This is a genomic window from Aquidulcibacter sp., from assembly GCF_044346625.1.
Taxonomy (GTDB): domain Bacteria; phylum Pseudomonadota; class Alphaproteobacteria; order Caulobacterales; family Aquidulcibacteraceae; genus Aquidulcibacter.
On record NZ_JBIIYV010000008.1, the window covers coordinates 26,876 to 52,072 of the forward strand.

Genomic DNA, 25,197 nt, shown 5'->3' on the forward strand with positions numbered 1-25,197 from the left:
ACATCACGAAATTGGGTTCTCACACATCCAGTTGAACCGGGCTGCGTAGACTGTCCCAGAGCTATCCCGCTCGACTTCTAGGATTAAAACATGTTCACTTTCAAAATGTTCGCTTCGGCGGCAGCCGCCCTCGCTTTGTCTGCAGCACCGGCAATGGCAGAATGTGCCAAGACCCGTACCGACGCCGCAGCCCAAGCGGCTGGCTTTCAAACCATCGGCTATCACGCAACGTCTACCGCCAAAAAGCCTGCCAAGGCCGCTACGGGTGACATCATTGATGTGGCTGTTGGTGCGGGAAGCTTTAACACCTTGGCCGCAGCGCTGACGGCTGCTGGCTTGGTTGATACCCTGAAGACCGCTGGTCCGTTTACCGTTTTTGCCCCAACCGATGCCGCTTTCGCCAAATTGCCTGCTGGCACCGTGGAATCGCTTTTGAAGCCTGAAAATCGTGCGCAATTGGTCTCAATCCTGACCTATCACGTCGTGCCCGGCAAAATTACATCCAACCAATTGCTCGAGAGAATCACTCCGGCCACGACCGTTCAAGGACGTCAGGCCACGATTGATGGACGCAATGGCCGCGTGACCGTTAATGGCGTCGCCGTGATCGCTGCCGATGTCGCCGCGTCTAACGGTGTTATCCATGTGATCGACACCGTCTTGATGCCACCTGCGCCAAAGAGTCACTAAGACTAAGGCAGCCTGCCTACGCAGGCACAGTCAGCACATGCCAAAGCGGAATGGTGACCAAGGCGATCAAGGTCGTCGCGGTCACCAAACCGGCCATCAGCGGCGCATCGCCGCCTAATTCGCGTGCGAGCACATAGGCAGCAGGCGCGCTCGGCATAGAGGCCACACCGATGGCCACCGCACTCGGCAAGGGTGCCAAGCCCAGCATCTGCGTCACGATCAGCATCAGAAGCGGCGCGATGGCCAACTTCGAGACGACGCCAACCGCCAAGCGAAGCGGTACTTTACCCAGTCCCTCAAAGCTCAAAGCGGCCCCGACGCTCACCAAAGCAACCGGCATTGCGGCACGACCTAGGAGGGCGAGCGCTGGCTCTAGCGGACCAATTAGCTTGGTCAGCCCAATCAGATTGGCGACAATCCCGACCAAGCTGGCCAGCACCAACGGATTGCGCATCACTTCGCCCAGCGCACCCTTAAGGCTCGGCACAATGTCATTCTGGCCCCAACGAGCCATGACAAAAACGCTCATCAAATTCACAAAAGCGACCACTGGCCCAAAGCCCAAAGCAATGAGTGCGAGGCCCTCTTGTCCATAAAGGGCAGGGGCTGCTGCTAATACGATAAAGCCGTTCCAGCGCACACTGGCTTGAAAAATTGAGGTAAAGGCGGGGCCATCGTCGCGAAACCACAATCTGAGACTTAGCCCCCAGAGGCCAGCCAACGCAAAGCCCACTACAAGGCAAGTGAGAAAGTGGACAGTATCTGGGCCTGAAAAATCGGCACCCGCGACCGTGGAAAACAAAAAGGCCGGATACAACATCCAATAGCCAAAGGAATTGACGGCTGCCCAAGACGTATCGGGCACAATCTTGGCGCGCTTGGCCACAAAGCCAATGGCGATGACCAGAAAGACTGGCAGAATAGCGGTGAAAGCAACGTTCATGACATGGGGCCGAGGCTGAACCCACCTTGCAAGCGGTCCAAAAGGCCCTGCAACATGTAGGCTGCTGCTGCTGCATCAACCACCGCAGCGCGCTTTGCCCGCGTCATGTCGGCGGCGATCATTTGCCGTTGAACGGCTGCGGTTGACAGCCGCTCATCCCACATCAAAAGCGGTACATCGCGGACATTCAAGAGGTTGCGGGCAAAGGCGCGTGCTGCTTGGGCCGAAGGGCCTTTAGATCCGTCCATATTGATTGGATGACCGACCACAAGGCCGCAGGCGGCGCGGTCATCATAAATCGCGAAAATTGCCTGTGCATCGGCGGCCATCTTCGTACGCTTTACCCCGCCTGCTGGGCTGGCGATGAGGCGTGTGACGTCAGAAGCTGCGACCCCTATCGTCGTGGAGCCGGGGTCAATCCCGATTAAAGCCTGGCGGGCAGGCAAAGCCTCGCAAAACGCCGGATAGTCCAGAATTGGCATCAGGTGTTGCCGGGCGTGGCAGGTTCTGGTGCAGCTACTTGCTCAACGCGCGCCCGGTCCAAGGCGGCCACAAACGTGTCGACACCTTGCGCACCAACGACAGCAAAGCTCTGATTAAACAAGACAGTAGGGACGCCTGTTACGCCCATGCGTTGGGCGATTTCCAATTCCTGCTCAACTGGGGCAACATCGGCGTCACTGGCCAACAGGCGCGCAACCAGATCGCCATCCATCCCAAGGCCGCGGGCGATTGAAACCAGCGTGGTGGCTTGGCTCAAATCCTCGCCCTCGACATGATAGGCTTGAAACAAAGCCTCGGCACATTCGACCTCAACGCCTGCCGAGCGGGCCCAGCGCATTAAACGGTGGCAATCGCGCGTGTTTGGTGTCGTTTTGATCGCATCAAAGTTAAAGGCAATTCCGACCTGCAGGCCGGCATCAACGACGGCTTGAGAAATCTCTTTCAAGCGGGCCTCATCGCCACCAAATTTGGCCAATAGACGTGCCCGACGATCAACGCCTTCTTTGGGCGTTGTTGGATCGAGTTCAAATGGCCGCATGGCTAAATGGGTAAGAATATTGCCTTGGGTGACGCAAGCAGTCACCAACGCGCGAAACCCGACATAACACCAAGGGCAAATCACGTCAGAGATAAAGTCAATCGTTATTGGGCGCTCGAGGGAGGTTGCTTCAGGTGGTGGAGGGCTCATTTAGCGTGGCCTTGTTCTAGCTGACCCTTGACGCGTTGAAGTAAACCCGTTGCATTTTCTTGCGGCAACAGGCTCGCGCTTGCAATCGCCAGCTTGATCTGGATCGGTTGATCATTGCTATAATTGGTGTGATCCGCCTGAACGTCAAAAGCGGTACATTCAAGCACAGCGGCAATGCGCTCAGCCGCAATTTCAGCAGCTTCATCATCGGAGCTTGGGAAAGCAACCGCAAAGGTTGTCTGATCAAGACGTGCCGCAACATCTTCCGCACGCACCAAGCGCGACAGCATGGCACCCGACTGGCTGACTAATCTTTCAATCCCTTGACGCGTATGAACCACGCCGAGGCTAGCCTCGGTGTCGAGGCGGGCCAAGGCAATCGATAATGGTCGGTCGGTTTCGTGGGCCCGTTGGGCCAAGCTTTCCAAATGCGCCAAGAAGAAGGACGGCGCATAAAGGCCTGTTGTCGCTTCCATAGCCGCCGGTGCCCTGGCTGCTGCAAAAGCCAAGTTCAAAGCATCGCGGCTGCGTTTTTCTTCAACGAAGTTGAACAGACGATCTGCGGCGGCAGCGTCATCGTCGCCTGCTATCGCAAAATCTGTTGCCCCACGCTCAATCGCTTCATGAGGATTGTCGAAGTCCGGCGATCCCAGGATTAGGCACGGCATATGGAACATGCGCGCGTTGCGCCGCATGGCGGCGCAGAAACCCAACGCGGTGGCCCGATCATCCCGGGCAAGGATCACCACGCCATCAAATTCACTCTCATGGAGATAATCAAAGGCAGTGAACGAGGTAAAGGCAGCGACCGTCTCTGCGCCAAGTTGTGTTAGGGCAGTCGTGAATTGCAACAGATCAGGGTCAGGCTGACCAAACAACAGGATTCGGGGCACTTTGGCGCTGCTTACGATGGGCGGATGCGCGGGCCCGCCAAAGCGTGCTAAGGTTCGAAACCGCATTTTCGCTTCATCAGCCATGACCGCGATGCGCAAGCTGGACCCAAGGCGGGCCGCCAAAACGCCGGGTGTCGCAAAGGCATCTAAAACGCCATCAAACGCGCTGACGTCGAAATTTTCTTCCCCATTGCTCCACGCCATGAACAAGCCGGCACGCGGCCCCAAGGCGGCCTTGAGCGATCGAACCAGCTCACCGGCCTTCGGCCCGCTGTCGCCGCGGGTATCGACAACAATCGCAGCTGTCTGGCGACGTTGATGGTCTTCCCCGGCTATGGTGAAGCCAGCTTGCGACAATACCTCACTTGCGTCATCGCCGGCGAGAACAAGAATATGTGGCTTTGCCATCCTATGCCTACTTTCAAGGACCATTGCGTAATTCGTATAGCACCCTAGCGTGGGGAAACTGAGTCGTCAGTAAACGAATGTGAAAGGCGCACGATTTTGACTGCCAACCCTGCTTTGATTCAGCCCAATTTCAGCCTTCACGGCAAGACAGCTTTGATCACGGGGGCATCCTCTGGTCTTGGCGCGCATTTTTCCCGTCTGCTGGCGGGGCTCGGCGCAAAAGTGGTGTGCGGTGCGCGCCGGGTGGATCGCTTAGAGGCTTTGGTTGCGTCGATTGAGTCCGAAGGTGGGGCGGCTCAGGCGGTGAATCTTGACGTGCAGGATGAGGCCAGTGTGGTCGCAGCCTTTGACGCTGCCGAGGCAGGTCTGGGGCTGCCGTCCATCGTGATCGCCAATGCCGGCACCAATGAAATTGGCCTTGCAACCGACATCACCATGGATGCCTATGATGCCATAATGTCGGTCAATGTACGCGGCGTGTTTCTTACCGCTCGCGAAGGGGCCAAGCGTATGATTGCAAGTGGCAGTGCGGAACGTGGGGATGGCCGAATAGTTTTGATTGCCTCTATGGCGGGTCTTAAGCCGCTCCCGGGCCTTGTGCCCTATTGCGTCTCAAAAGCTGCCGTGGTGATGATGGCTAAATCCATGGCCGCAGAATGGATGCGCAAGGGCATTAACGTGAATGCCATCTGCCCAGGCTATATTGAAACAGAGATCAATGCTGATTGGCTGGGCCAAAGTGGGGGTCAAAAGATGGTTGCTGGATTTCCACGCCGCCGCTTGATGGACGACCAAGCCCTTGATGGGGCAATGGCGTGGTTGGTGTCAGATCCAGGCCGCTTTACCAGTGGTGCGGTGGTGCAAATTGATGATGGGCAGGCACTTTAAGCGATGAATTCCTGAAGCTGGGTACGCTTCCACTAAAGCTTAAATAGCTGAGATGGCTTTTAGGCTGCATCTTTGTTAGTTATTGATTTTTTTAGGTTTGCCCGGAGCATATCCGTGTCGAAACGCATCTGTTCACTGCGCATCGATTAAAATTGCAGGTATTTGATTTAGCTCCAATTGACCAATCTTTTTTAGGCGTTGTTAAGAGCTTACGTGTTACCGAATAGATAAGTGTCCTGGTGTTTGTGGCGCTTTGAAGGATTGGGTCAATGAAGTTTTCGAAGACTTTATTAGCGACGAGTATCACGCGCACCGAGCGCGGGAATGTCGCGGTTATCTTTGCATTGGTCTCTTCGGTGTCCCTCGGTGTGTTGGGCGCTTCGATCGAACTTACGCGCGTCGCCAACACCAGAGCTTCTTTGGCCGCTGCTGCCGATGCTGGCGCATTGGCTGCCAAGCGCGAGCAAGCTGACAAGAGCAATCTAGGCGACACTCTTGCCAAGGCCGCTGGGGTAACGGCCGGCACCAAGACCTTTTTGGCCTCTGCACCGGGTTCGGAGCAAGGCGTTAGCAATCTTCAGGCCTCTGTCACTTGGGATGAAGATGGTTCAGCGCGGTTGACTGGAACTGGCACGCAAAGCTTGATTTTGGGTGGCGTAGTTGGACTATCGACGGTTTCCCTCAGCGCTGTTGGTGTCGCCACCGCAGGCACGGATCGTCGCTTGGAAGTGGCCGTGGTTGTGGATACCACCGCATCTATGTTCGAAAAGGATGGTCGTCCAAGCACGCGCTTCACCCAAATGCGCAGCGCGGCCAAAGGTTTCGTCAATACCTTGTTCGACACGGTCACCATTCCCGATCGCTTGCGGGTTGCAGTTATTCCTTGGACGACGACCGTCAATATTCGTAGCGAAGTTCCAGATCAAACATGGAATAAAGATGCTGCGCCGGCCCTTAGCCCCCCTGATGCGGGCACACGTTCGTTGCCGACCAATCTCGTTAGCCGCACAGCAAATGTTACTGAGACCACTGCCAACCTAAACACATTGTTTGCGCCCGTAGGCTGGCGCGGCTGTATCTCTGGTAATGGCGAAAGCCTTTCGGCCAATGATGACACAAAGACTGGCATGAGCTGGAATGCTCTGCGCGTACCGCCGCGCATCAACAATGCCACCCGAACCAAAGGGGTGAGCACACCGAAGATGTGCGATAAATGGACGGGTTGTCCACCGCCACCTAAGGGGCCACCACCACCGCCGCCGCCACCTAAGGGGCCGCCGCCGCCGCCGCCTCCGCCGCCGCCGCCACCGCCAAAAACGCAGGGCAAATTGATCTTGCCGGGCCAAAAGTCCGAGAGCTTTGCGTTTTTGAACTTTGGCTCGACTGTGTTGAATGCAGCCTGCGTCAACAATCCCTACTCTTGCCCCTATCTTTCTTGCCCCGCTGGCAGCCAAAGTGTAACCACAATTGCGTGTGCGCAAAACGACAATAACGGCACACGCAACGCCTTCTTCAATTTCACGGGCTCACAAAGCTGCGTGAGTAGTGGTGGGTGTCAGTGGGACCTCAACTTGGGCACCGCCAATGGCTGTGCCGCTGATTACAACGAAATCACTTGGAACAATGCCAATGGGTCTTGGTGTTCGTGGGTGCCGAAAAATACGTGGGATAGCTTCCGCCGCATTACAGGGCCAAACCTGAATTGCCCCATGCCGATGCTAGGCCTTTCTGCGAACCGGACCCAATTGATCAACACGATTGACCGTCTGTCGCCCTCCCCTGGTGGTACCCATGCCGATGTGGGCTTGCGCTGGGGTCTGCGGGCGTTGTCACCGCGCGACGAGTGGAAAACCTTCTTCCAGCATAACCAGCCAGAGCCGTTTGATTCCTCGACTGTCACTAAGGTTATGGTCTTGATGACCGACGGGGCGAACGAACAAGCGGTTAATTTCCCTGGTTACTGGGGTTGTAATGAGTCCGGCGCTCCGGGGTGCTCGGGTTCGCCAGATCGCGCGACGCTCGACCAGCGCATGCAATCTTGGTGTACCGCAATCCGCGATACTTATAAGATTGAACTGTACACAGTTGCAATCAACGTCTCGGATACGGACGCCGTCGACCGCCTCCGCACCTGTGCTGGCAGTGCAGACCGGGCATTCGCGGTTGATGCAAGCCAGCTAAATTCGACCTTTGAGCAGATTGCGCGGGAAACCTTCAGTTTGCGCTTGAAAGAATAGGCCGGTTCCCGCCTTCTTCTGCGCTAAAAGCGGCCTCGCTTGTTGCAAGCGGGGCCGCTTGCGCTTTATGCACACATCGTCATGACCCAATTTATCGCTCCTCAAGCTGCCCCACGCGAAACGCCTTGCTCGCGCGCGCTCGCCGATGGCAAAGTGCCCAGCTTCCAAGATATTATTCTCACCCTTTCGTACTATTGGGCGCGGCAAGGCTGCGTCATCTTGCAGCCCTATGATACCGAAGTTGGCGCAGGGACGTTGCATCCAGCCACCACCTTACGCGCGCTCGGACCAAAACCGTGGCGCGCGGCCTATGTGCAGCCATCGCGTCGTCCTAAGGATGGGCGCTATGGGGAAAACCCCAATCGCCTGGGCCATTATTACCAGTATCAGGTGATCCTAAAGCCCAATCCGCCCAATTTGCAGGAACTGTATCTCAATTCACTCTATGAGATTGGGATCGACCCCACTTTGCATGACATCCGCTTTGTCGAAGACGATTGGGAAAACCCGACCGTCGGGGCTTGGGGGCTTGGGTGGGAGATTTGGTGTGACGGGATGGAAGTCTCCCAATTCACCTATTTCCAACAAGTCGGCGGCCTCGATTGCAAGCCTGTGTCGGGCGAATTGACCTATGGGCTCGAGCGCTTGGCCATGTATGTTCAGGGCGTTGAAAACGTCTATGACCTTGATTTCAATGGGCTTGGCGTCAGCTATGGCGATGTATTCCTCGAGAATGAGCGCCAACAATCGACCTTTAACTTTGAAGAATCCGACCCTGCCATGCTCAAGCGCTGGTTTGAGGATGCAGAGCGTATGTGCACCCATTTGCGTGAAAAGCGCTTGCCACTGCCGGCCTTTGACTGGGCGCTGAAGTGCTCACACCTGTTCAATCTTCTCGACGCGCGCGGCGTGGTGTCACCGACAGAGCGGCAGAGCTTCATCGCCCGCGTGCGCGATCAGGCCAAGGGCTGCGCCGTCCTGTGGGCTGAAACCCAAGCCCAAGAAGCGGAGTGGCTGTAACCATGCCCCAATTCTTGCTTGAACTTTTCTCCGAGGAAATCCCAGCCCGCATGCAAAAGCGCGCGGCTGAAGACCTCAAAAAGCTGTTGATGGATGCTTTGACCAAAGCAGGCTTTTTGCCAGGCGGGATGGAGACTTTCAGCGTGCCGCGCCGCCTCGTCGCGGTTGTGGAAGGCCTGCCAGAGCGGACAGCCGATGTACGCGAAGAGCGTAAGGGCCCCAAAGTCGATGCCCCCGCCCAAGCCATTGAAGGCTTCTTACGTGGTGCAGGCCTAACCGACATCGCCCAGGCCCGTGTGGTCTCCGACCCGAAGAAGGGCGATTTTTACGTCGCTGATCTGGTAAAGCCTGGCCGGGCAACGCCAGATGCTTTGGCAGAGATCGTCCCCGATATTATCCGCAACTTCCCGTGGCCGAAAAGCATGCGATGGGGTGAGGGAACCTTGCGGTGGGTGCGGCCTTTGCATCGGATTTTGGCCGTGTTTGACGGTGAGATTGTGCCGTTTGACGTCGACGGAATTGCCGCTAGCAATGTCAGTGAAGGCCATCGTTTTCATGGCACGGGCACCTTTGAGGTCAAGGACTTTGAGGATTATGAGGCCAAGCTATCGGCTGCCCATGTCGTCCTCGACCGGGATCAGCGTAAGGCCCAGATCAAGGCAGACGCTCAAACCCTGTGTCATGCCCGTAACCTAGAACTCATTGATGATGAAGGGCTTTTGGAAGAAGTCTGTGGTCTGGTGGACGAGCCGCATGTGATCATGGGCGACATGGATCCTTCCTTCTTGGACCTGCCACCTGAAGTCATTCGCCTGACCTTGCGGGTCAATCAGAAATACTTCGTCGTCCGCGATCCTAAGACCGGCGGCCTCGCGCCGCATTTCATCATCGTGTCCAATGTGAAGGCAACCGACGGCGGCAAGAAAATCGCGCTGGGTAATGCCCGGGTGCTCGCAGCGCGGCTCAATGATGCGCGCTATTTCTGGGACTTGGACCGCAAAGCGAGCCTAGAAAGCCGCGTGCCGAAGCTGGATACGTTGGTGTTCCACGAAAAGCTGGGCAGCGTTGGCGATAAGGTGCGCCGCATCGTGGCACTGGCCGGCGAGATCGCGCCCTTGGTCGGGGCAGATGTGGACGACGCAAAGCACGCCGCTTTGTTGGCCAAGGCCGATTTGACGACCGAAATGGTCGGCGAATTCCCAGAACTTCAAGGGGTTATGGGGCGTTATTATCAGATGCAGCAGGGCGGAAGTGCGGCTTCCAACCAACTCATCGCCGATGCCATTCGCGATCATTACAAACCCGTCGGCCCGTCTGATAAGGTGCCGAGTGAGCCTGTCGCTATGGCCGTGGCCTTGGCCGATAAACTCGATACGTTGACGGGCTTCTTTGCCATTGGTGAGAAGCCAACCGGTTCGGGTGACCCTTATGCGCTGCGTCGCGCGGCACTGGGTGTAATCCGGATTGTGCGGGAGGCGGGTGTTCGCTTTGCTTTGGGCGATAGAACCACAGCCAATGGCTTGCTAGACTTCATCCTCGAGCGCCTCCGCGTTTCCCTCCGCGATGAAGGCTTTGCGCCCGATGTGCTCGAAGCAGCCTTCGCCATCCAAGATGATGACATCGTAAGAATCGTTGCCCGGGTGACGGCGCTTTCCAAGGTCTTGAAGACCGAGGATGGGGCTAATTTGGTTGCGGGTCTCAAACGTGGGGCTAATATTCTGCGCGCTGAGGAAAAGAAGGACGGGGCTGCGGCACAGGGCATAGTTTCAGAGGCGCTGTTGGCAGAGCGAGCCGAGCAGGGGCTGTACCAAGCCCTTGTTTCCGCTGAAGGCCAGATGGAACAGGCCCTCGCGGCAGAGCAGTTTGACACCGCGATGAGCGCTTTGGCAGGGCTACGCGGCCCAGTCGATCAGTTCTTCGAAAATGTTCTCGTCAATGATGCCGATGCTGCCATTCGTCAGAACCGCTTGGCCCTATTGGTGAAATTGCGGACGGTGAGTGAGCGGGTGGCCGACTTCTCCAAGCTGGCCGGCGGCTAAATTCGCGACTGCCCATCAGCCACGGGTTCCGTTACGGCACTTGGCCCAAGACTTGCTGCCGCTCTGACCTCAATCCGGACATTTGCCCGGATTCTGGACAATTCTGCGTGTTGTAAAACTACATATCCAAAAGGGTGTGTGTCTTGCGACACACTTCGGCCATTCTGGGCTCTCGTGTGGGTTGATACTTCACTGGACTGCCTTAGAAGGGCCGCTAACACGCGCTGGTGGCGCAGGAATCACATGAGGCACATGCTACATGAGTAAATTGGTTTATAGCTTTGGGGCCGGGCTCGCCGATGGCGACGCCAGCATGAAAAATCTTTTGGGTGGCAAGGGCGCGAACCTTGCAGAAATGAATAAGATCGGGCTTCCCGTTCCTCCAGGCTTTACCATCACAACCGAGGTCTGCACGGCCTTTTATGCCTTGGGCCAAAAATACCCAGATGCGCTGGCTAATGAAGTCAAAGCAGCCATGACGACGGTTGAGGCCACTGTGGGCAAAGGCTTTGGCGATGCGGCAAACCCGCTTCTGGTATCGGTCCGCTCTGGCGCGCGCGCTTCTATGCCGGGCATGATGGATACGGTCCTGAACTTGGGCCTGAATGATGAGACGGTGGAAGGCCTTGCAGCCCAATCCGGCAACCGCCGCTTTGCCTTTGATAGCTATCGCCGCTTCATCCAAATGTATTCCAATGTCGTGCTGGAACTCGACCACCACATGTTTGAAGACATTCTGGAAAGCTATAAGGAAGTCCACGATTACACGATCGATACCGACCTTCAGGCAGACGATTGGGAAAAAGTCGTCGTGAAATATAAGTCCGCGGTAGAAGCCGCGATGGGCAAGCCATTCCCGCAAGATGTGAACGACCAATTATGGGGCGCGGTTGGGGCTGTGTTCCGGTCTTGGATGAATGACCGCGCCGATTTTTACCGCAAGATGCACGACATCCCTGAAAGCTGGGGGACGGCTGTTAACGTCCAAGCCATGGTGTTTGGCAATATGGGCGAAACCTCCGCCACGGGCGTCGCCTTTACGCGTAACCCATCCACGGGCGAGCGCTTGTTCTATGGCGAATATCTGATCAATGCCCAAGGCGAAGACGTTGTCGCTGGCATTCGCACGCCAAAGTCCATCACGCGCGTCCAGCGCGAGACGATGGGCGAGGGCGGTCTTTCGATGGAAGAAGCGCTTCCTGAAGTGTTCCTTCAACTCGTCCAAGTTTATGGCCAGCTCGAAGGCCATTACCGCGACATGCAGGACATTGAGTTCACGGTCGAGCGTGGCAAGTTGTGGATGCTGCAAACCCGTAACGGCAAACGCACCGCCAAGGCGGCTTTGAAGATTGCCGTCGATATGGTCGCCGAAGGCCTGATTACCGAGAATGAAGCCGTCATGCGGGTCGATCCTGCAGCGCTGGATCAATTGCTGCACCCAACAATCGCGCCAGGTGCGGTGCGTGACTTGATCGCCGTCGGCCTTCCTGCGTCGCCAGGCGCTGCCGTCGGCGAAGTCGTCTTTGACCCCGATGAAGCCGAAGAAATGTCCAAGGCCGGTAAGTCGGTCATCCTCGTGCGCGAAGAAACCAGCCCCGAAGACATTCACGGCATGCACGCCAGCCGCGCCATTGTGACCTCACGCGGTGGCATGACCAGCCACGCAGCGGTTGTGGCACGCGGCATGGGCCGGCCTTGCGTTTCCGGTGCCGGCGAAATCCGCATCGACGAAGCAGCAGGCGTCTTTAAAGTGCGCGGTCGTGAGATCAAAAAAGGTGACATCATCTCGGTCGACGGCTCCAAAGGCGAAGTCCTGTTTGGCGCGGTTGAGATGGAACAGCCTGAATTGTCAGGCGACTTTGCGGCCCTAATGGTGTGGGCTGATAAGGTCCGCCGCTTGAAGGTCCGGGCAAATGCTGAAACCCCACTCGATGTGCGCACCGCACGTGAGTTTGGGGCCGAAGGCGTAGGTCTCTGCCGGACGGAACATATGTTCTTTGACGCGGACCGGATTGCCGCTGTTCGCGAGATGATCCTCTCAGAAACCAAAGCAGGTCGCGTTTTGGCTTTGACCAAAATTTTGCCGATGCAACGCCAAGACTTTGTTGAGATTTTCACCATCATGAAGGGTCTGCCCTGCACGATCCGCTTGCTCGATCCGCCTTTGCACGAATTCCTGCCCCACAGTTTGGAAGATGTGGAAGCGGTGGCCAATGCAACTGGGCTAGATAAAGCCAAATTGCTGGAACGGGCCAAGGACTTGCACGAAGTGAACCCGATGTTGGGCCACCGTGGCTGCCGCCTAGGCATCACCTATCCTGAAATCTACGAGATGCAGGCGCGCGCCATCTTTGAAGCCGCTATTGAAGTGGCCAAAGCAGAAGGTGAAGCCCCGGTGCCGGAGATCATGATCCCTCTAGTGGCGACGGAAAAGGAATTGCAAATCCTGAAAGACCGGGTTGATGCGATTGGCCGCGAAGTCATGGATTATGAAGGCATGGAAATCGACTATTCAGTCGGCACCATGATTGAGTTGCCACGCGCAGCGCTCAAAGCCGACGAGATTGCCCGTCAAGCAGCCTTCTTCTCCTTCGGCACCAACGACCTAACGCAGACGACCCTTGGCATCAGCCGCGATGATTCTGGCCGCTTCATGGGGGCCTATGTCGAGCAAGGGATCTTTGATAAAGACCCGTTCGTGACCTTGGATCAGTCGGGCGTTGGCGACCTCATCAAGATTGCTCGCGACCGTGGTCGGGCCACCAAGCCAGACCTTAAACTGGGCATTTGTGGTGAACATGGCGGCGACCCTGCCTCGATCACCTTCTGCGAAAAAGCCGGCCTCGACTATGTGTCGTGCTCACCCTACCGCGTGCCCATCGCCCGCTTGGCAGCAGCTCAGGCTGCGCTCAGCTGAGAGAGCCCCTTCAGTCCGCTTCGCGGCCAGCTTCCCCATTCATGGGGAAGCTCCGGCGAAGCCGGTGAAGGGGTGGCTTGAGGACGGCAAGCCCCCTCAATCCATCCGGACTTTCTTTTTAAATGACTTTTTCCCAAAGGGTGGCGGGCCGCCTTTGCCGCGGGGTGGGCCGACGATGCCACGGGGGCCGCGTTCACCTGGCGCAACTGGGGCGTTGGGTTTACCTTTATTGCCGCCCTTTTTTTGGTCACCCCGACGCGGTGCACCTTTGGCACTGCCGGGATCATTGGCAGGCTCAATCCGCATGGCATCATCTGGATGGTTATAGACCGCTTGCATAAACCGATCTGCCACGCGGGGATCGATCTCAAACACAGTGTCGCGATCAAAAATGCGGATATTGCCGATGTCATTCTTGGTGACATGGCCGAGGCGGCAGATCAGCGGGATCAGCCATTTCGGGTCAGCATTTGAATTGCGGCCGACCGACAGGCGGAACCACGGCGCGCCAGATCCTTCTTGACCGCCAAATTCGCGTGGGTCCCGCCCTGGTCTTTCCGAGTCTGGACGGTCACGCATGCGGGCAGGGCGCTCGCCGCGTTCTGGTCGTTGGCCACGGGGTTCGGCCACAGGCTCAAACAGATCTTCAGGCTCTGGCAGGCGGGAACGGTAAAGGCGGATCAGGGCCGTCGCGACTTGTTCCGGGCCTGCTGCTTCAAGCAGGGCTGCGGCCAAGCCAACATCTTCCTCGGTTGCAGGCTCTTTCAGCATCGGATCATTCATCAAGCGGTCGCGGTCCGCTGCCCGAATGGATTCAGCACTCGGTGGCCCCGACCAAATGGCCGAAACGCCTGCTGAATGCAGCAATTGTTCGGCCTTCTTGCGCCGCGTGGTTGGCACCAAAACGACCGAAGTCCCCTTGCGCCCAGCACGGCCTGTGCGGCCAGAACGGTGCAGAAGGGCCGCTTTATTCTGCGGCAGCTCTGCATGGATCACGAGGTTGAGGTCTGGCAGGTCGAGGCCGCGCGCGGCTACGTCGGTGGCAACACAGACGCGGGCGTGGCCATCGCGCAGGGCTTGAAGCGCATCGGTCCGTTCTTTCTGTGAAAGCTCACCCGATAAAGCCACGGCGGAGAAGCCGCGTTCCCGCAAGCTACCAAACAAATGGCGTACGCTCTCGCGCGTCGCACAAAACACCAAGGCACCGCCCGTGCCATAGAAGCGCAGCACGTTCACGACAGCCAATTCAAGCTCGTTCGGTGCAACCCGAATTGCGCGATATTCGATATCCCCATGGGGCACATCGCGCGTGGTGGTATCAATGCGGATCGCATTGCGCTGATAATGCTTGGCCAAGGTGACAATGTCTTTGGCCAAGGTGGCGGAGAAGAGGAGCGTGCGCTTGTCTTCTGGCGTGCCGTCTAAAATGGCTTCTAAGTCGTCCTTAAAGCCCAAGTCGAGCATTTCGTCGGCTTCATCAAGCACAACGGCGCGCAGCGCGCTGAAGTCTGCCCGGCCGCGCTCCATATGGTCGCGCAGGCGTCCCGGCGTGCCGACAATGATATGGCAGCCCGCTTGAAGCTTCCGGGCCTCTTGGCGCGCATCCATGCCACCGACGCAGCAGACGACCTGCGCGCCTGCTTTGGCATAAAGCCACTCCAGCTCGCGGGCGACCTGTTGGGCGAGTTCGCGTGTCGGCGCGATGACCAATGCTAACGGCGCGCAGCCTCGGCCTAGGCGTTCTTCGCCAGCCAAAAGCGTGGGGCCAATCGACAGACCAAAGGCAACTGTCTTGCCAGAACCTGTCTGTGCTGACACCAAAAGGTCAGCGTCAGCGCGTTCTTCTGCCAGAACAGCAGCTTGAACGGGGGTAGGCTCGCCGTAGCCTTGTGCCGTCAATGCGGCTTCAAATACGGCGGGTAGGGATGGGAAGGGCATGATGATCCTGAAATCGCGCTTCTAGGTCGCGAATGAATGGTACAGCTTGCTGGGAGCAATGCTTCGAACCGCCCTTTAACAGGATTTGACAGCAACAGCCACGTATTGACCTGTGATTGGCTTGAACCTGTCTTTGGCACCCCTTAAAATCAAACGTGGTAACCCCCGGTTTTTTGCAAGCCGCATGGGTTGGAGGTCAACTCATGCGTGCTTTTCTGGTCGCCTTACTGGTTCTACTAAGCGGCTCACCCGCCTTTGCGTGGGGTCAAATTGGCCATCGGGTGACCGGAGCGATTGCCGAGCCACATTTGTCGCCGAAGGCCGCTGAAGCGGTGAAGGCTGTCTTGGGCACGGAGTCTTTGGCCGAAGCCTCCACTTGGCCAGATGAAATGCGCTCTAGCCCGGAAGTTTTCTGGCAAAAGACGGCAAATCCTTGGCATTATGTAACGGTTCCCGCAGGCAAGACCTACGCCGAAGTTGGTGCGCCGCCGGAAGGCGACGCGGTTAGCGCTTTAGCAGGCTTTGCAAAGACACTGCGCGATCCAAAAGCCAGCCAAGCGGACAAACAATTGGCCCTGCGGTTTACGGTGCACATCATTGGCGATCTTCACCAGCCTTTGCACGTCGGCAATGGCACCGATCGCGGTGGTAACGACGTCAAAGTCCAATTTGGTCGCGAGGATACCAATTTACACGCAGTCTGGGATAGCAATCTGGTCGATCGGCAACAATTGTCTTACACCGAGATGACGGCTTGGTTGTCGCGTCGGATCACCCCACAAAACCTCAAAGACTGGGCCAATGCCGATCCATTGGTTTGGGTGGCGGAGAGCGCGGCTCTGCGTGACACCGTTTATCCGGCCGAGTCGCGCTTGGGTTACACCTATGCATTCCAGCAAAATGAGGCCGTAGACTTGCGCCTGATGCAGGCGGGGGTAAGAATTGCGGCTTATTTGAATGCACTTTATCCGTAAGGAATGTTGTCGCTGTGCCTTCGTTTGCCATTGCCCTGTAAATGGGTGTTGATGAGACAAGTGAGCTTCATCTTTCCTTCATTCACTGCTTGCAAACCGTATTAACCGCAACATCTCCTTGCAACCGAGGCGAAGCGGGCCAATATCTAATGTTCCGGAACGCATTTGGCGTGTTCTGAAAGAGGCTTTTATGACCGATCATATCACACGCGCACTGGGCTTGGTCCCGATGGTTGTCGAGCAAAGTTCGCGTGGCGAGCGGGCCTTTGACATTTTTTCTCGCCTGTTGCGCGAACGCATCATTTTCGTGTCCGGTCCTGTTGAGGACGGCATGGCCGCTTTGATCTGCGCCCAGCTTCTTTTCTTGGAGTCTGAAAATCCAAAGAAAGAAATTGCTATGTATATCAATAGCCCAGGTGGTGTCGTCACCTCTGGCCTTTCGATCTATGACACGATGGAATACATCCGCTCGCCCGTCTCCACCGTGGTGATGGGGCAAGCCGCTTCTATGGGGTCGCTTCTGCTAGCAGCCGGTCAGAAAGGTAGCCGTGTGGCGCTGCCAAATGCCCGCGTGATGGTGCACCAGCCTTCTGGTGGCTTCCGCGGCCAAGCAACTGACATTGCACGCCATGCTGAAGACATTGTTGCAACTAAGCGTCGCCTCAACGAAATCTACGTCAAGCATACTGGGCAAGACTATGATGTGATTGAGAAAACTTTGGACCGAGACCATTTCATGACCGCCGAAGAAGCCAAAGCTTTCGGCATTGTGGACGAAGTTTTTGTGAAGCGCGAAGACCCAAGTCAGGCGAGCTAAACAGGCCTTTGAGCCCGCTCGGCCTCATTTTTGCGTAGGCTAAGGCGGGTGACACTAATTGCTTCAGTTTTGCAACGGATCGTTGACAGATTCCGTGCAAGACTGGACAAAGCTTTTTGAAGCGACCGTCAGAGGCTGCTTTTAGCAGCACCGTGACGGACTGGAGTAGATATGACCAAAGCAGCCAGCGGTGATTCAAAAAATACGCTCTATTGCAGCTTCTGCGGCAAGAGCCAGCATGAAGTCCGCAAACTGATCGCAGGGCCAACGGTCTTTATCTGCGATGAGTGCGTCGAACTTTGCATGGATATCATCCGCGAAGAGAACAAGAACCAGCTCGTGAAATCCAAGGACGGCGTCCCCACGCCGCAGGAGATCAAGGACGTTCTCGACGATTACGCAATCGGCCAAACCTATGCCAAGCGCGTCTTGGCCGTGGCTGTGCACAACCATTATAAGCGCCTAGCCCACTCCCAAAAGAATGGTGATGTGGAACTGGCGAAGTCGAACATCTTGCTGATTGGTCCAACGGGCTGCGGTAAGACCCTTTTGGCCCAGACCCTTGCCCGCATCATCGACGTCCCGTTCACCATGGCGGACGCCACGACGTTGACCGAAGCGGGCTATGTCGGGGAAGATGTTGAAAACATTATTCTAAAGCTGTTGCAGGCGTCGGACTATAATGTTGAGCGCGCCCAACGCGGCATCGTTTACATCGACGAAATCGACAAGATCAGCCGCAAGTCTGACAACCCATCGATCACGCGCGATGTGTCGGGTGAGGGTGTGCAGCAGGCTTTGCTGAAATTGATGGAAGGCACGGTTGCGTCTGTGCCGCCACAAGGTGGCCGTAAGCATCCGCAGCAGGAATTCCTGCAAGTCGACACCACCAACATCCTGTTTATCGCTGGCGGGGCCTTCCCTGGCCTTGATACCATCATTTCGCGCCGTGGCACGGGTGCTGGCATCGGCTTTGGTGCCAATGTGCGCAGCCCAGACGATCGCCGTACTGGCGATGTGCTGCGCGAGTGTGAGCCTGAGGATTTGTTGAAGTTCGGCCTGATCCCTGAGTTCGTCGGCCGGATGCCCGTGTTCGCGACTTTGGAAGATTTGGACGAAGCCGCTTTGATCCAAATCCTGACCGAGCCCAAGAACGCCTTGATCAAGCAGTATCAACGCTTGTTTGAGATGGAAAACACCAAGCTGACCTTCACCGAAGAAGCTTTGCGGTGCGTGGCTACCAAGGCCATTGCGCGTAAGACCGGTGCACGTGGTTTGCGGTCGATCCTCGAAGGCGTGCTTTTGGAGACCATGTTCGACCTGCCATCCTATGAGGGCGTGGAAGAAGTCGTGGTCAATGGCGAAGTCATTGAAGGCCGTGCTAAGCCGCTTTTGATCTATTCCGAGCGTCGCGATCAGGCAGCCCCTGCTGCTGCTGGCTAAGCTAAAGGCGAGATCATCATGACTGACGAGGCCTTTGTCGATCCAACACGGGCAGCCTTTGACCTGTTCAAATTGCTGCCTCGCGATGAGCCTATCTGGATGCTCAATCAGGTTCGCTATCGTCCGCTGGCGCTGTATCCTGCCGATCATCCTGACGCTAATCTGGGGCGTACGGGCGAAGAGGCTTATATCGAATATGGCCGTACCAGCGATCCGATCTTCAGCCGCTTAGGTGGTAAGGTCGTGTGGCGCGGGACCATGCAAGCCATGGTAACCGGTCCAGAATCAGAAGCTTGGGACACGATCTTTATAGCAAACTACCCAAGTGCCGGTGCTTTTCTGGCGATGGTAACTGACAGCGATTACCGTGAGGCCGTCAAACATCGCCAAGCTGCGGTGCTGACCAGCCGCTTGGTGCGGTGCCAGCAACAAGACGCCAGTGGCGGATTTGCCTGAGAGCCCGGCGCTGTGCTTAGCTTGAGGCTAAGCGGTCTGAAAGGGCAGGGCTAGATGATTATTGCCAGTCCAAAGGATTTTCGACGTGCAGCGCAACAGCGCTTGCCGCGCTTCTTGTTTGACTATGTCGATGGCGGCGCGCTGGACGAGGCGACCCTCAAAGCCAACGAGGCAGACTTGTCGCAAATCTTGTTGCGCCAACGTGTTCTGCACGCCATGGACCGGGTCGATCTCTCAACCACGCTCTTTGGGCAAGAGCTTGCGCTGCCCATCATCCTAGGTCCTGTTGGCCTATCAGGCATGTTGGCGCGTCGGGGCGAGGTGCAGGCCGCCAGGGCCGCTGCCAAGGCAGGCATCCCCTATACGCTCTCCACCGTCAGCGTTTGCCCGATCGCTGAAGTGGCAGCGGCCAGCCCCCAGCCTATCTGGTTCCAGCTTTATGTCTTGAAAGATCGCGGTTTCATGGCCGATGCGCTGGCACGCGCCACAGCACTGGGCGTTACGACATTGGTGTTCACCGTAGACATGCCAACGCCTGGATCGCGCTATCGCGACCCACATTCAGGCATGTCTGGGTCTTGGGCGGGTACGCGTCGCATGGGCCAAGCCCTCATGCACCCGCGCTGGGCGGTTGATGTAGGCCTTTTGGGTAGGCCGCATGATCTTGGCAATATTTCTGCCTATCGCGGCCAAGCAACCGGCCTAGCGGACTATATCGGCTGGCTTGGCGCGAATTTCGATCCCAGCATCGGCTGGAAAGACCTCGAATGGATCCGCGATGGTTGGCAAGGCGAGATCATCATCAAGGGCATCTTAGACCCTGACGATGCCCGCGATGCTGTAAAGTTTGGAGCTGACGCTTTGGTGGTCTCCAACCATGGCGGGCGACAATTGGATGGTACTTTGTCGACCGCAGCGGCCTTGCCTGCAATCGTCGAAGCCGTGGCCAAAACGATCCCCATACTGGCTGACTCTGGCGTTCGTAGCGGGGTGGATGTGCTGCGCTTTCTAGCGCTTGGGGCCGATGCCGTGATGCTTGGGCGAGCCTATGCCTATGCGCTGGCCGCAGGCGGGGAGGCGGGCGTAAGCCGCCTGATATCACTCTTTGAAGCAGAGATGCGCACCAATATGACCCTGATGGGGGTCAAGAAAGTCGCCGATCTTGGCCCCCAGTGTCTTGTTCGCCCCACAAAGGGCTGATGGGCTCTATTCCTTCAGCTTCAACGTCTCACCCACTTTGGCCGCTTCGATCTGAGCGGGTGTAAACGGCAGGCGGTTCCAGCGTTTCTCGGCATAGGCCTTTGTTTGGTCGGCATAATAAGGCGAGGCTGGGTCTGTCGACTGGGCATAGCTTAAAATCGCATCCGCAACCGGGCCTTTGTCATCAAAACCGACAATCTGTACATAGCTGGTGCCAGAGCGTGGCACGAGGGTTTGGCCGACTTTCTCAGAGACTTGCACGTTCAGCACGCCCAAATTGCCATGTGCGCCATGAATGGGGATGTTCTCGCCATTACGCGTCACAAATTGCACGCTTCCCCACGCCACATCTAAGGCATAGCCTTCCTTGGTTAGGCGCTCTGCTGCGGACCGTAAGGCACCGCGCAGTTGGTCTGCAACAGGTCCGGTCGTAACCAGATCACGCGGAGTGTTCACAGGGTCCTTCAGATCAAAGGGCGTCGTCCATTTGCCCGGAAGCTTGTCGGCCACTTCCCAGAACGCCCAGAAGAGATAGGCCCCTTTGCTGTCGTTGTCATAAAGTCTGTCCCAGCTTTTCAGCGTCTGACAGGCGGCGGCCAGATCGGCTTGGTCGGCACAAAGTCCCAGAACCGCATCGAGTGTGAGTTCTGCGGCAAGGGTCTTATTGGCAAACTGCATGGCGCGCGCGGTCTCATGATCGACCTTTGTGCTGGTAAAGCCATCCGTTCCGGTCAGCCTGCGGTCAATCTCAATCAGGCCAGAGCGGGTCCGCAGACTGCGTGCGACTTCTGCTGAGCCCAGAATAGGCGACAAGACACGATAGGGGCTCTTTGGGTTCGTCAGCCAATAGCTATCATTGCTGTTGGCAACATAGTCGCGCCGCTCGACGATTGCCTGATCGCTGGCGGGCATCAAGCCCGGGGCAGGGGTGCCCGGTGCAACATCCCACTCACAGGCCGATTTGCTGCCATCCAGCACGATTAGGCGCTGCGCCAAGGGGGCGGAGCGCGGCGTGGCGCAATCCTTGATCTTTTGGGCCGAAACATTGGGAACAGCCGTGACATCGGCCAAAAGTGCATTGCCATAGCGGTCCGCTGCGATGGTGTTCACCCAAGGAATGCCAAGGGTTTTGGTCACAGCGTTGCGAATATCGCCGACATTCTTGGCGAGATTGATCCCCACCCAAGCATCAATCAGGCGATTATTGCCGCTATTGGCGTCACGTATGGCAAAGGCACGTTCCTTCGTCCAATTAAGCCCTGCTGCTGGCATCACCATCAGTGGGCCAAAGCGGCTGACATAGATTGTGCGCTGGACTGGCCCTTCAGGCGTCGGCACTTGGATCGTGCGGACTTGCATCGCTTCGCTCTTGCCGTCGACAAGATAGCGGGTGGGGTCTGCAGGATCGAGGGTAAGTTCAAATACAGTAGTGTGCCGGGCCGCACTGACTGTGTGGGTCCACGCTATGTCTTTGTTAAAGCCGATGGTAGGCAATGGCGAGCCTGCCAATGTTGCCCCCATCACATCCACCACGCCCGGTATGGTAATGTGGAGTTGGTAAAAACGCGATGGACCTGCCCATGGAAAATGCGGATTGCCCACAATCAAGCCGCGCCCATTGGCAGTCGTTTCGGCCCCAAAGGCCCAGCCATTACTGCCCAGACCTGATGCTTGCATATCGGGTAGGGTTAAGGCTGCAACCTTCTCGGCCTTCGCCTCTTGCGGCGGGGCCGCATAGGCAATCGCTTGCGCCAACACCAAAGCGCCCGAACGCAGGGCGTTTTTCTCAGTCAGGCGCAGCATGTCATCGGTCGTGATGGGGCGCACCCAAGCCTTACCCCGGCAAGCCTCTGGCACGCGCTCGGGCCCTAAATCCCGCAAAAGGCGGTTATAGCCAGCGACATAGCCTTCGCTCAGGTCGCGTGAGATTTTGCTGGTCTTCAAGTTGTCACGGCGCAGCGCAGTCAGATCGAGATTGGAGCGAAAGAACGTGTCCGACGCTAGATTGTCCAACGGATCAAAGCCAAGGCTCGTTTTCTCCTTGGCCCCAAAGTGTAAAGACCGCTCGCCCGCTACCGTCGCAAAATCCTCGGCCAACATGCACAAATTATCCTGCGCATAGGCATAGCCGACGCCGTAGCCGATGCCTTTCCAGTTCTTTGCGGTGATATGGGGGATGCCATAAGTCGTGCGCGTAATGCTCGCTTCAAGGCCTTGCGACTTCGCGTTTGCTTGGCCCGCTAGCGCACAAGCCAAGACGATCAGAGATGCTGATTTATAGCGCATATTTTCCTCCAGAGCAGTCAGTGACAGCTTACTTTTTTCTTTATCCCTAGGGTGCCACGCAGTGCGAAGCAAGGATGGAATTGACGAGGCGAAGGCAGGGCCTAAATCTTTTCATTGACCACCCACCAATCACGGAAACAGGGCGGCCCTTGAACGCAGCCTTAGGCGCATCCATTTGTGGACTAACATCATCGCGGACTTGCAAAAGACCGCAACACGGCGCCATCTCTCCCCGTGGAGTGCGCTTTGGTCCACTTGGGTCAAAGTTGCGCCCCAAAGAAGAATTAGGATGCCTCAGGCTAAGTCTAAGGAAACTGAATGACCAAGACACGTATTCTGCCGCTTCTGCCCCTACGCGACATCGTCGTATTCCCGCACCGCGTCTCGCCCCTGTTTGTTGGGCGTGAAAAGTCGGTTCGGGCGCTGGAAGAAGCGATGCGCAGCGATAAGGAAATTGTGCTGGCAACCCAAAAGGACGCCAGCGCCGATAATCCAGGCCCCGGCGACGTCCACAAGATTGGTGTCATCGCCTCCGTGCTGCAATTGCTAAAATTGCCCGACGGAACCGTGAAGGTTCTGGTCGAAGGCAAGTCGCGCGTCTCGATTGAGAGCTTTGATGCGACCGAGCCTATGTTCACGGTCCAAGTCACAGAGATTGAAGACATCGATGCCGATAGCCCAGAGGCAAAGGCCCTCTCGCGTACGGCGATTGAGCAGTTTGAGAATTACGTAAAACTCAACCGCAAAATCCCGCCCGAAATCGTCTCTGGCCTCGGCCAATTGCCAACCGCGAGCCAAGTGGCTGACGTGATTGCTGACAATCTGGCGATTAAGCTGGAACAAAAGCAGGAATTGCTGGAAATTTTCAGCGCAACCAAGCGTCTCGAGCGCCTCTTCACCTTCATGGAAGGCGAGATGGGCGTGCTTCAAGTTGAGCGGCGCATCCGGAACCGCGTGAAGCGGCAAATGGAGAAGAGCCAGCGCGACTATTATCTGAATGAGCAAATGAAGGCCATTCAGCGCGAACTGGGCGAGCAAGACGAAGGTCGTGACGAGCTTCAGGAGTTGGAAGAGCAAATCCGCAAAACCAAATTCTCCAAGGAAGCCCGCACCAAAGCCGAAGCCGAACTCAAAAAGCTGAAGCAAATGAGCCCGATGTCGGCGGAATCGACCGTGGTGCGCAATTATCTGGATTGGTTGATCGCGCTGCCTTGGGGCAAGCAAAAGAAGACCAAGAAAGACATTGACGCGGCTGAAGAGGTTCTCGACGGCGATCATTATGGCTTGGAAAAAGTCAAAGAGCGCATCTTGGAATATCTGGCTGTTGGGGCCCGCACCAATAAGCTGCGCGGACCAATCCTGTGCCTCGTAGGACCGCCAGGCGTGGGTAAAACCTCGCTGGGTAAGTCCATCGCCAAAGCAACCGGGCGCGACTTTGTACGCGTGTCTCTGGGTGGGGTGCGGGACGAATCTGAAATTCGCGGACATCGGCGCACCTATATTGGTTCGATGCCGGGCCGTATCATTCAGTCGATGAAGAAGGCGAAGAGCGCCAACCCGCTCTTCTTGCTCGACGAGATCGACAAAATGGGTGCTGATTATCGTGGCGATCCGGCGGCAGCTTTGTTGGAGGTCTTGGACCCCGAACAAAACAGCACCTTCAACGACCATTATCTGGAAGTCGATTATGACTTGTCGGACGTCATGTTCGTGACCACAGCCAACTCGCTCAACATGCCTCAGCCCTTGTTGGACCGCATGGAGATCATCCGCATCCCCGGCTATACCGAGGATGAAAAGGTTGAAATCGCTAAGCGTCACCTCTTGCAAAAGCAGATCGACGCCAATGGTCTGCGGGCTGGTGAATTCTCGCTGTCTGATGAGGGCTTGCGCGAAGTGATCCGCTATTACACGCGGGAAGCTGGTGTCCGTAGCCTAGAGCGGGAAATCGCCAATCTGGCCCGTAAAGCCGTGCGCGAAATCAGTCAGAAGAAGAAAGAAACCGTCGCAATCACATCTGAAAATGTCAAAGACTATTTGGGTGTGCGCAAGGTTCGCTTTGGCGAAGCTGAGACCGAAGATCAAGTTGGGGCCGTTACGGGTCTGGCTTGGACCGAAGTGGGGGGTGATACGCTGACCATCGAAGCGGTGCAGATGTTCGGCAAGGGTCGTATGACTGTTACGGGCAATCTTCGCGATGTGATGAAGGAATCGATATCGGCCGCCAGCTCGTACGTCAAAGCGCGCGCGCCGCACTTTGGCATCAAGCCGACCTTGTTCGACCAAACCGACATCCACGTCCACGTGCCCGAAGGGGCGACACCAAAAGATGGGCCTTCGGCTGGGATCGCTATGATGACAGCCATCGTCAGTCTGTTGACCAATAATCCGGTGTCGCGCTCGGTCGCCATGACAGGCGAGATCACCTTGCGCGGTCGCGTACTGCCCATCGGTGGCTTGAAGGAAAAGCTGTTGGCGGCCTTGCGGGCTGGCATCAAAACCGTGCTGATCCCCAAGGAGAATGAGAAAGACCTCGAAGACATTCCAGAGAATGTGAAACAAGGTCTGACGATTATTCCGGTTTCGACCGCCGATGAAGTCTTGGTCCATGCGTTGACCCGACCCATCGTTGAGATTGACTGGAACCCTGAAGATGCAGCCGCTGCCTTGGCAAAACGTCTGCCAGAATCCGGTGACCCTGCCGGGGCGACAGCCCACTGAGGCACCGCAAAGGACAATAAGAAGGGGCCCTGACAAAGCTGTCGAAGCCTTTTTCTTGGGTGCAATGCAGGTTTGAGCTCTGCTTCCCGCCAGTTCACGGCTGCACGAGGGGCCTTGCCAGAAACCCCATCCAGC

At 56.8% G+C, this 25,197-nt stretch carries 18 protein-coding genes; 12 read left to right on the forward strand and 6 right to left on the reverse strand.

Annotation, left to right across the window (positions count from 1 at the left end; genetic code table 11):
- Window positions 1-90 precede the first annotated feature (90 nt).
- Window positions 91-690 carry a fasciclin domain-containing protein gene (locus tag ACIQ20_RS04035; protein WP_395777636.1) on the forward strand — a complete coding sequence of 200 codons (600 nt, stop codon included), beginning with the start codon at window positions 91-93 and terminating at the stop codon, window positions 688-690.
- Window positions 691-706: 16 nt separating this feature from the next.
- Here ACIQ20_RS04035 and ACIQ20_RS04040 read toward each other — a convergent pair whose 3' ends face one another.
- The 4 genes from ACIQ20_RS04040 to ACIQ20_RS04055 are packed head-to-tail and all read right to left on the reverse strand — an operon-like array spanning window position 707 to window position 4,126.
- Window positions 707-1,633 carry an AEC family transporter gene (locus tag ACIQ20_RS04040; protein WP_395777637.1) on the reverse strand — a complete coding sequence of 309 codons (927 nt, stop codon included), beginning with the start codon at window positions 1,631-1,633 and terminating at the stop codon, window positions 707-709.
- On the reverse strand, window positions 1,630-2,115 hold the full coding sequence (gene ruvX, locus ACIQ20_RS04045) for a Holliday junction resolvase RuvX (RefSeq protein WP_395777638.1): 486 nt from the start codon (window positions 2,113-2,115) through the stop codon (window positions 1,630-1,632). Before ruvX ends, ACIQ20_RS04040 begins: the two co-directional genes overlap by 4 nt.
- Window positions 2,115-2,825, reverse strand: coding sequence for a DsbA family oxidoreductase (locus tag ACIQ20_RS04050; RefSeq protein WP_395777639.1), 711 nt, complete (start codon window positions 2,823-2,825; stop codon window positions 2,115-2,117). Before ACIQ20_RS04050 ends, ruvX begins: the two co-directional genes overlap by 1 nt.
- Window positions 2,822-4,126, reverse strand: coding sequence for a diguanylate cyclase domain-containing protein (locus tag ACIQ20_RS04055; RefSeq protein WP_395777640.1), 1,305 nt, complete (start codon window positions 4,124-4,126; stop codon window positions 2,822-2,824). Before ACIQ20_RS04055 ends, ACIQ20_RS04050 begins: the two co-directional genes overlap by 4 nt.
- 96 nt (window positions 4,127-4,222) lie before the next feature.
- Between ACIQ20_RS04055 and ACIQ20_RS04060 the strand changes: the two genes are divergently transcribed.
- The 5 genes from ACIQ20_RS04060 (at window position 4,223) to ppdK (ending at window position 13,227) form a co-directional block, all read left to right on the forward strand.
- Entirely contained in the window at window positions 4,223-5,014 is a 792-nt protein-coding gene (locus ACIQ20_RS04060) for an SDR family NAD(P)-dependent oxidoreductase (RefSeq protein WP_395777641.1), read from the forward strand.
- A 269-nt stretch (window positions 5,015-5,283) separates the two neighbouring features.
- Window positions 5,284-7,251: a pilus assembly protein TadG-related protein gene (locus tag ACIQ20_RS04065; RefSeq protein WP_395777642.1), complete on the forward strand. Its 1,968-nt coding sequence runs from the start codon at window positions 5,284-5,286 to the stop codon at window positions 7,249-7,251.
- An 81-nt stretch (window positions 7,252-7,332) separates the two neighbouring features.
- A complete protein-coding gene (locus ACIQ20_RS04070; RefSeq protein WP_395777643.1) occupies window positions 7,333-8,271 on the forward strand; it encodes a glycine--tRNA ligase subunit alpha in 939 nt (312 codons plus the stop codon).
- A 2-nt stretch (window positions 8,272-8,273) separates the two neighbouring features.
- The gene (gene glyS, locus ACIQ20_RS04075; protein ID WP_395777644.1) at window positions 8,274-10,310 is read left to right on the forward strand and encodes a glycine--tRNA ligase subunit beta; all 2,037 of its coding nucleotides are present in this window, start codon (window positions 8,274-8,276) and stop codon (window positions 10,308-10,310) included.
- Window positions 10,311-10,569: 259 nt separating this feature from the next.
- Window positions 10,570-13,227 carry a pyruvate, phosphate dikinase gene (ppdK, locus tag ACIQ20_RS04080; RefSeq protein ID WP_395777645.1) on the forward strand — a complete coding sequence of 886 codons (2,658 nt, stop codon included), beginning with the start codon at window positions 10,570-10,572 and terminating at the stop codon, window positions 13,225-13,227.
- A 96-nt stretch (window positions 13,228-13,323) separates the two neighbouring features.
- Here the strand turns inward: ppdK and ACIQ20_RS04085 are convergent, their stop codons facing one another.
- Window positions 13,324-15,165, reverse strand: coding sequence for a DEAD/DEAH box helicase (locus ACIQ20_RS04085; protein WP_395777646.1), 1,842 nt, complete (start codon window positions 15,163-15,165; stop codon window positions 13,324-13,326).
- A 203-nt stretch (window positions 15,166-15,368) separates the two neighbouring features.
- Here ACIQ20_RS04085 and ACIQ20_RS04090 point away from each other — a divergent pair, with 203 nt between their 5' ends.
- The 5 genes from ACIQ20_RS04090 to lldD all read left to right on the forward strand — a co-directional run bounded on the left by ACIQ20_RS04090 (window position 15,369) and on the right by lldD (window position 20,055).
- Window positions 15,369-16,139 carry a S1/P1 nuclease gene (locus tag ACIQ20_RS04090; protein WP_346381658.1) on the forward strand — a complete coding sequence of 257 codons (771 nt, stop codon included), beginning with the start codon at window positions 15,369-15,371 and terminating at the stop codon, window positions 16,137-16,139.
- 190 nt (window positions 16,140-16,329) lie between these two features.
- Window positions 16,330-16,956, forward strand: coding sequence for an ATP-dependent Clp protease proteolytic subunit (locus ACIQ20_RS04095; RefSeq protein ID WP_346381659.1), 627 nt, complete (start codon window positions 16,330-16,332; stop codon window positions 16,954-16,956).
- 171 nt (window positions 16,957-17,127) lie between these two features.
- On the forward strand, window positions 17,128-18,399 hold the full coding sequence (clpX, locus tag ACIQ20_RS04100; protein WP_395777647.1) for an ATP-dependent Clp protease ATP-binding subunit ClpX: 1,272 nt from the start codon (window positions 17,128-17,130) through the stop codon (window positions 18,397-18,399).
- A gap of 18 nt (window positions 18,400-18,417) precedes the next feature.
- Window positions 18,418-18,855, forward strand: a complete 438-nt coding sequence (locus ACIQ20_RS04105; protein ID WP_395777648.1) for a DUF1330 domain-containing protein — start codon at window positions 18,418-18,420, stop codon at window positions 18,853-18,855.
- A gap of 54 nt (window positions 18,856-18,909) precedes the next feature.
- Window positions 18,910-20,055 (forward strand): FMN-dependent L-lactate dehydrogenase LldD, encoded by a 1,146-nt coding sequence (lldD, locus tag ACIQ20_RS04110; RefSeq protein ID WP_395777649.1) that lies wholly within the window; start codon window positions 18,910-18,912, stop codon window positions 20,053-20,055.
- A gap of 6 nt (window positions 20,056-20,061) precedes the next feature.
- Here lldD and ACIQ20_RS04115 read toward each other — a convergent pair whose 3' ends face one another.
- Window positions 20,062-22,341 (reverse strand): penicillin acylase family protein, encoded by a 2,280-nt coding sequence (locus ACIQ20_RS04115; protein WP_395777650.1) that lies wholly within the window; start codon window positions 22,339-22,341, stop codon window positions 20,062-20,064.
- A 318-nt stretch (window positions 22,342-22,659) separates the two neighbouring features.
- Between ACIQ20_RS04115 and lon the strand changes: the two genes are divergently transcribed.
- The gene (gene lon, locus ACIQ20_RS04120; RefSeq protein WP_395777651.1) at window positions 22,660-25,062 is read left to right on the forward strand and encodes an endopeptidase La; all 2,403 of its coding nucleotides are present in this window, start codon (window positions 22,660-22,662) and stop codon (window positions 25,060-25,062) included.
- Window positions 25,063-25,197 lie beyond the last annotated feature (135 nt).

Coding starts and splice junctions, on each gene's coding strand:
- ACIQ20_RS04115 (WP_395777650.1), bottom strand. CDS start 22,341: ATGCGCTATAAATCAGCATCTCTGATCGTCTTGGCTTGTGCGCTAGCG.
- ACIQ20_RS04105 (WP_395777648.1), top strand. CDS start 18,418: ATGACTGACGAGGCCTTTGTCGATCCAACACGGGCAGCCTTTGACCTG.
- ruvX (WP_395777638.1), bottom strand. CDS start 2,115: ATGCCAATTCTGGACTATCCGGCGTTTTGCGAGGCTTTGCCTGCCCGC.
- ACIQ20_RS04070 (WP_395777643.1), top strand. CDS start 7,333: ATGACCCAATTTATCGCTCCTCAAGCTGCCCCACGCGAAACGCCTTGC.
- ACIQ20_RS04055 (WP_395777640.1), bottom strand. CDS start 4,126: ATGGCAAAGCCACATATTCTTGTTCTCGCCGGCGATGACGCAAGTGAG.
- ACIQ20_RS04085 (WP_395777646.1), bottom strand. CDS start 15,165: ATGCCCTTCCCATCCCTACCCGCCGTATTTGAAGCCGCATTGACGGCA.
- glyS (WP_395777644.1), top strand. CDS start 8,274: ATGCCCCAATTCTTGCTTGAACTTTTCTCCGAGGAAATCCCAGCCCGC.
- ACIQ20_RS04095 (WP_346381659.1), top strand. CDS start 16,330: ATGACCGATCATATCACACGCGCACTGGGCTTGGTCCCGATGGTTGTC.
- lldD (WP_395777649.1), top strand. CDS start 18,910: ATGATTATTGCCAGTCCAAAGGATTTTCGACGTGCAGCGCAACAGCGC.
- clpX (WP_395777647.1), top strand. CDS start 17,128: ATGACCAAAGCAGCCAGCGGTGATTCAAAAAATACGCTCTATTGCAGC.
- ACIQ20_RS04050 (WP_395777639.1), bottom strand. CDS start 2,825: ATGAGCCCTCCACCACCTGAAGCAACCTCCCTCGAGCGCCCAATAACG.
- ACIQ20_RS04065 (WP_395777642.1), top strand. CDS start 5,284: ATGAAGTTTTCGAAGACTTTATTAGCGACGAGTATCACGCGCACCGAG.
- ppdK (WP_395777645.1), top strand. CDS start 10,570: ATGAGTAAATTGGTTTATAGCTTTGGGGCCGGGCTCGCCGATGGCGAC.
- ACIQ20_RS04035 (WP_395777636.1), top strand. CDS start 91: ATGTTCACTTTCAAAATGTTCGCTTCGGCGGCAGCCGCCCTCGCTTTG.
- ACIQ20_RS04090 (WP_346381658.1), top strand. CDS start 15,369: ATGCGTGCTTTTCTGGTCGCCTTACTGGTTCTACTAAGCGGCTCACCC.
- lon (WP_395777651.1), top strand. CDS start 22,660: ATGACCAAGACACGTATTCTGCCGCTTCTGCCCCTACGCGACATCGTC.
- ACIQ20_RS04040 (WP_395777637.1), bottom strand. CDS start 1,633: ATGAACGTTGCTTTCACCGCTATTCTGCCAGTCTTTCTGGTCATCGCC.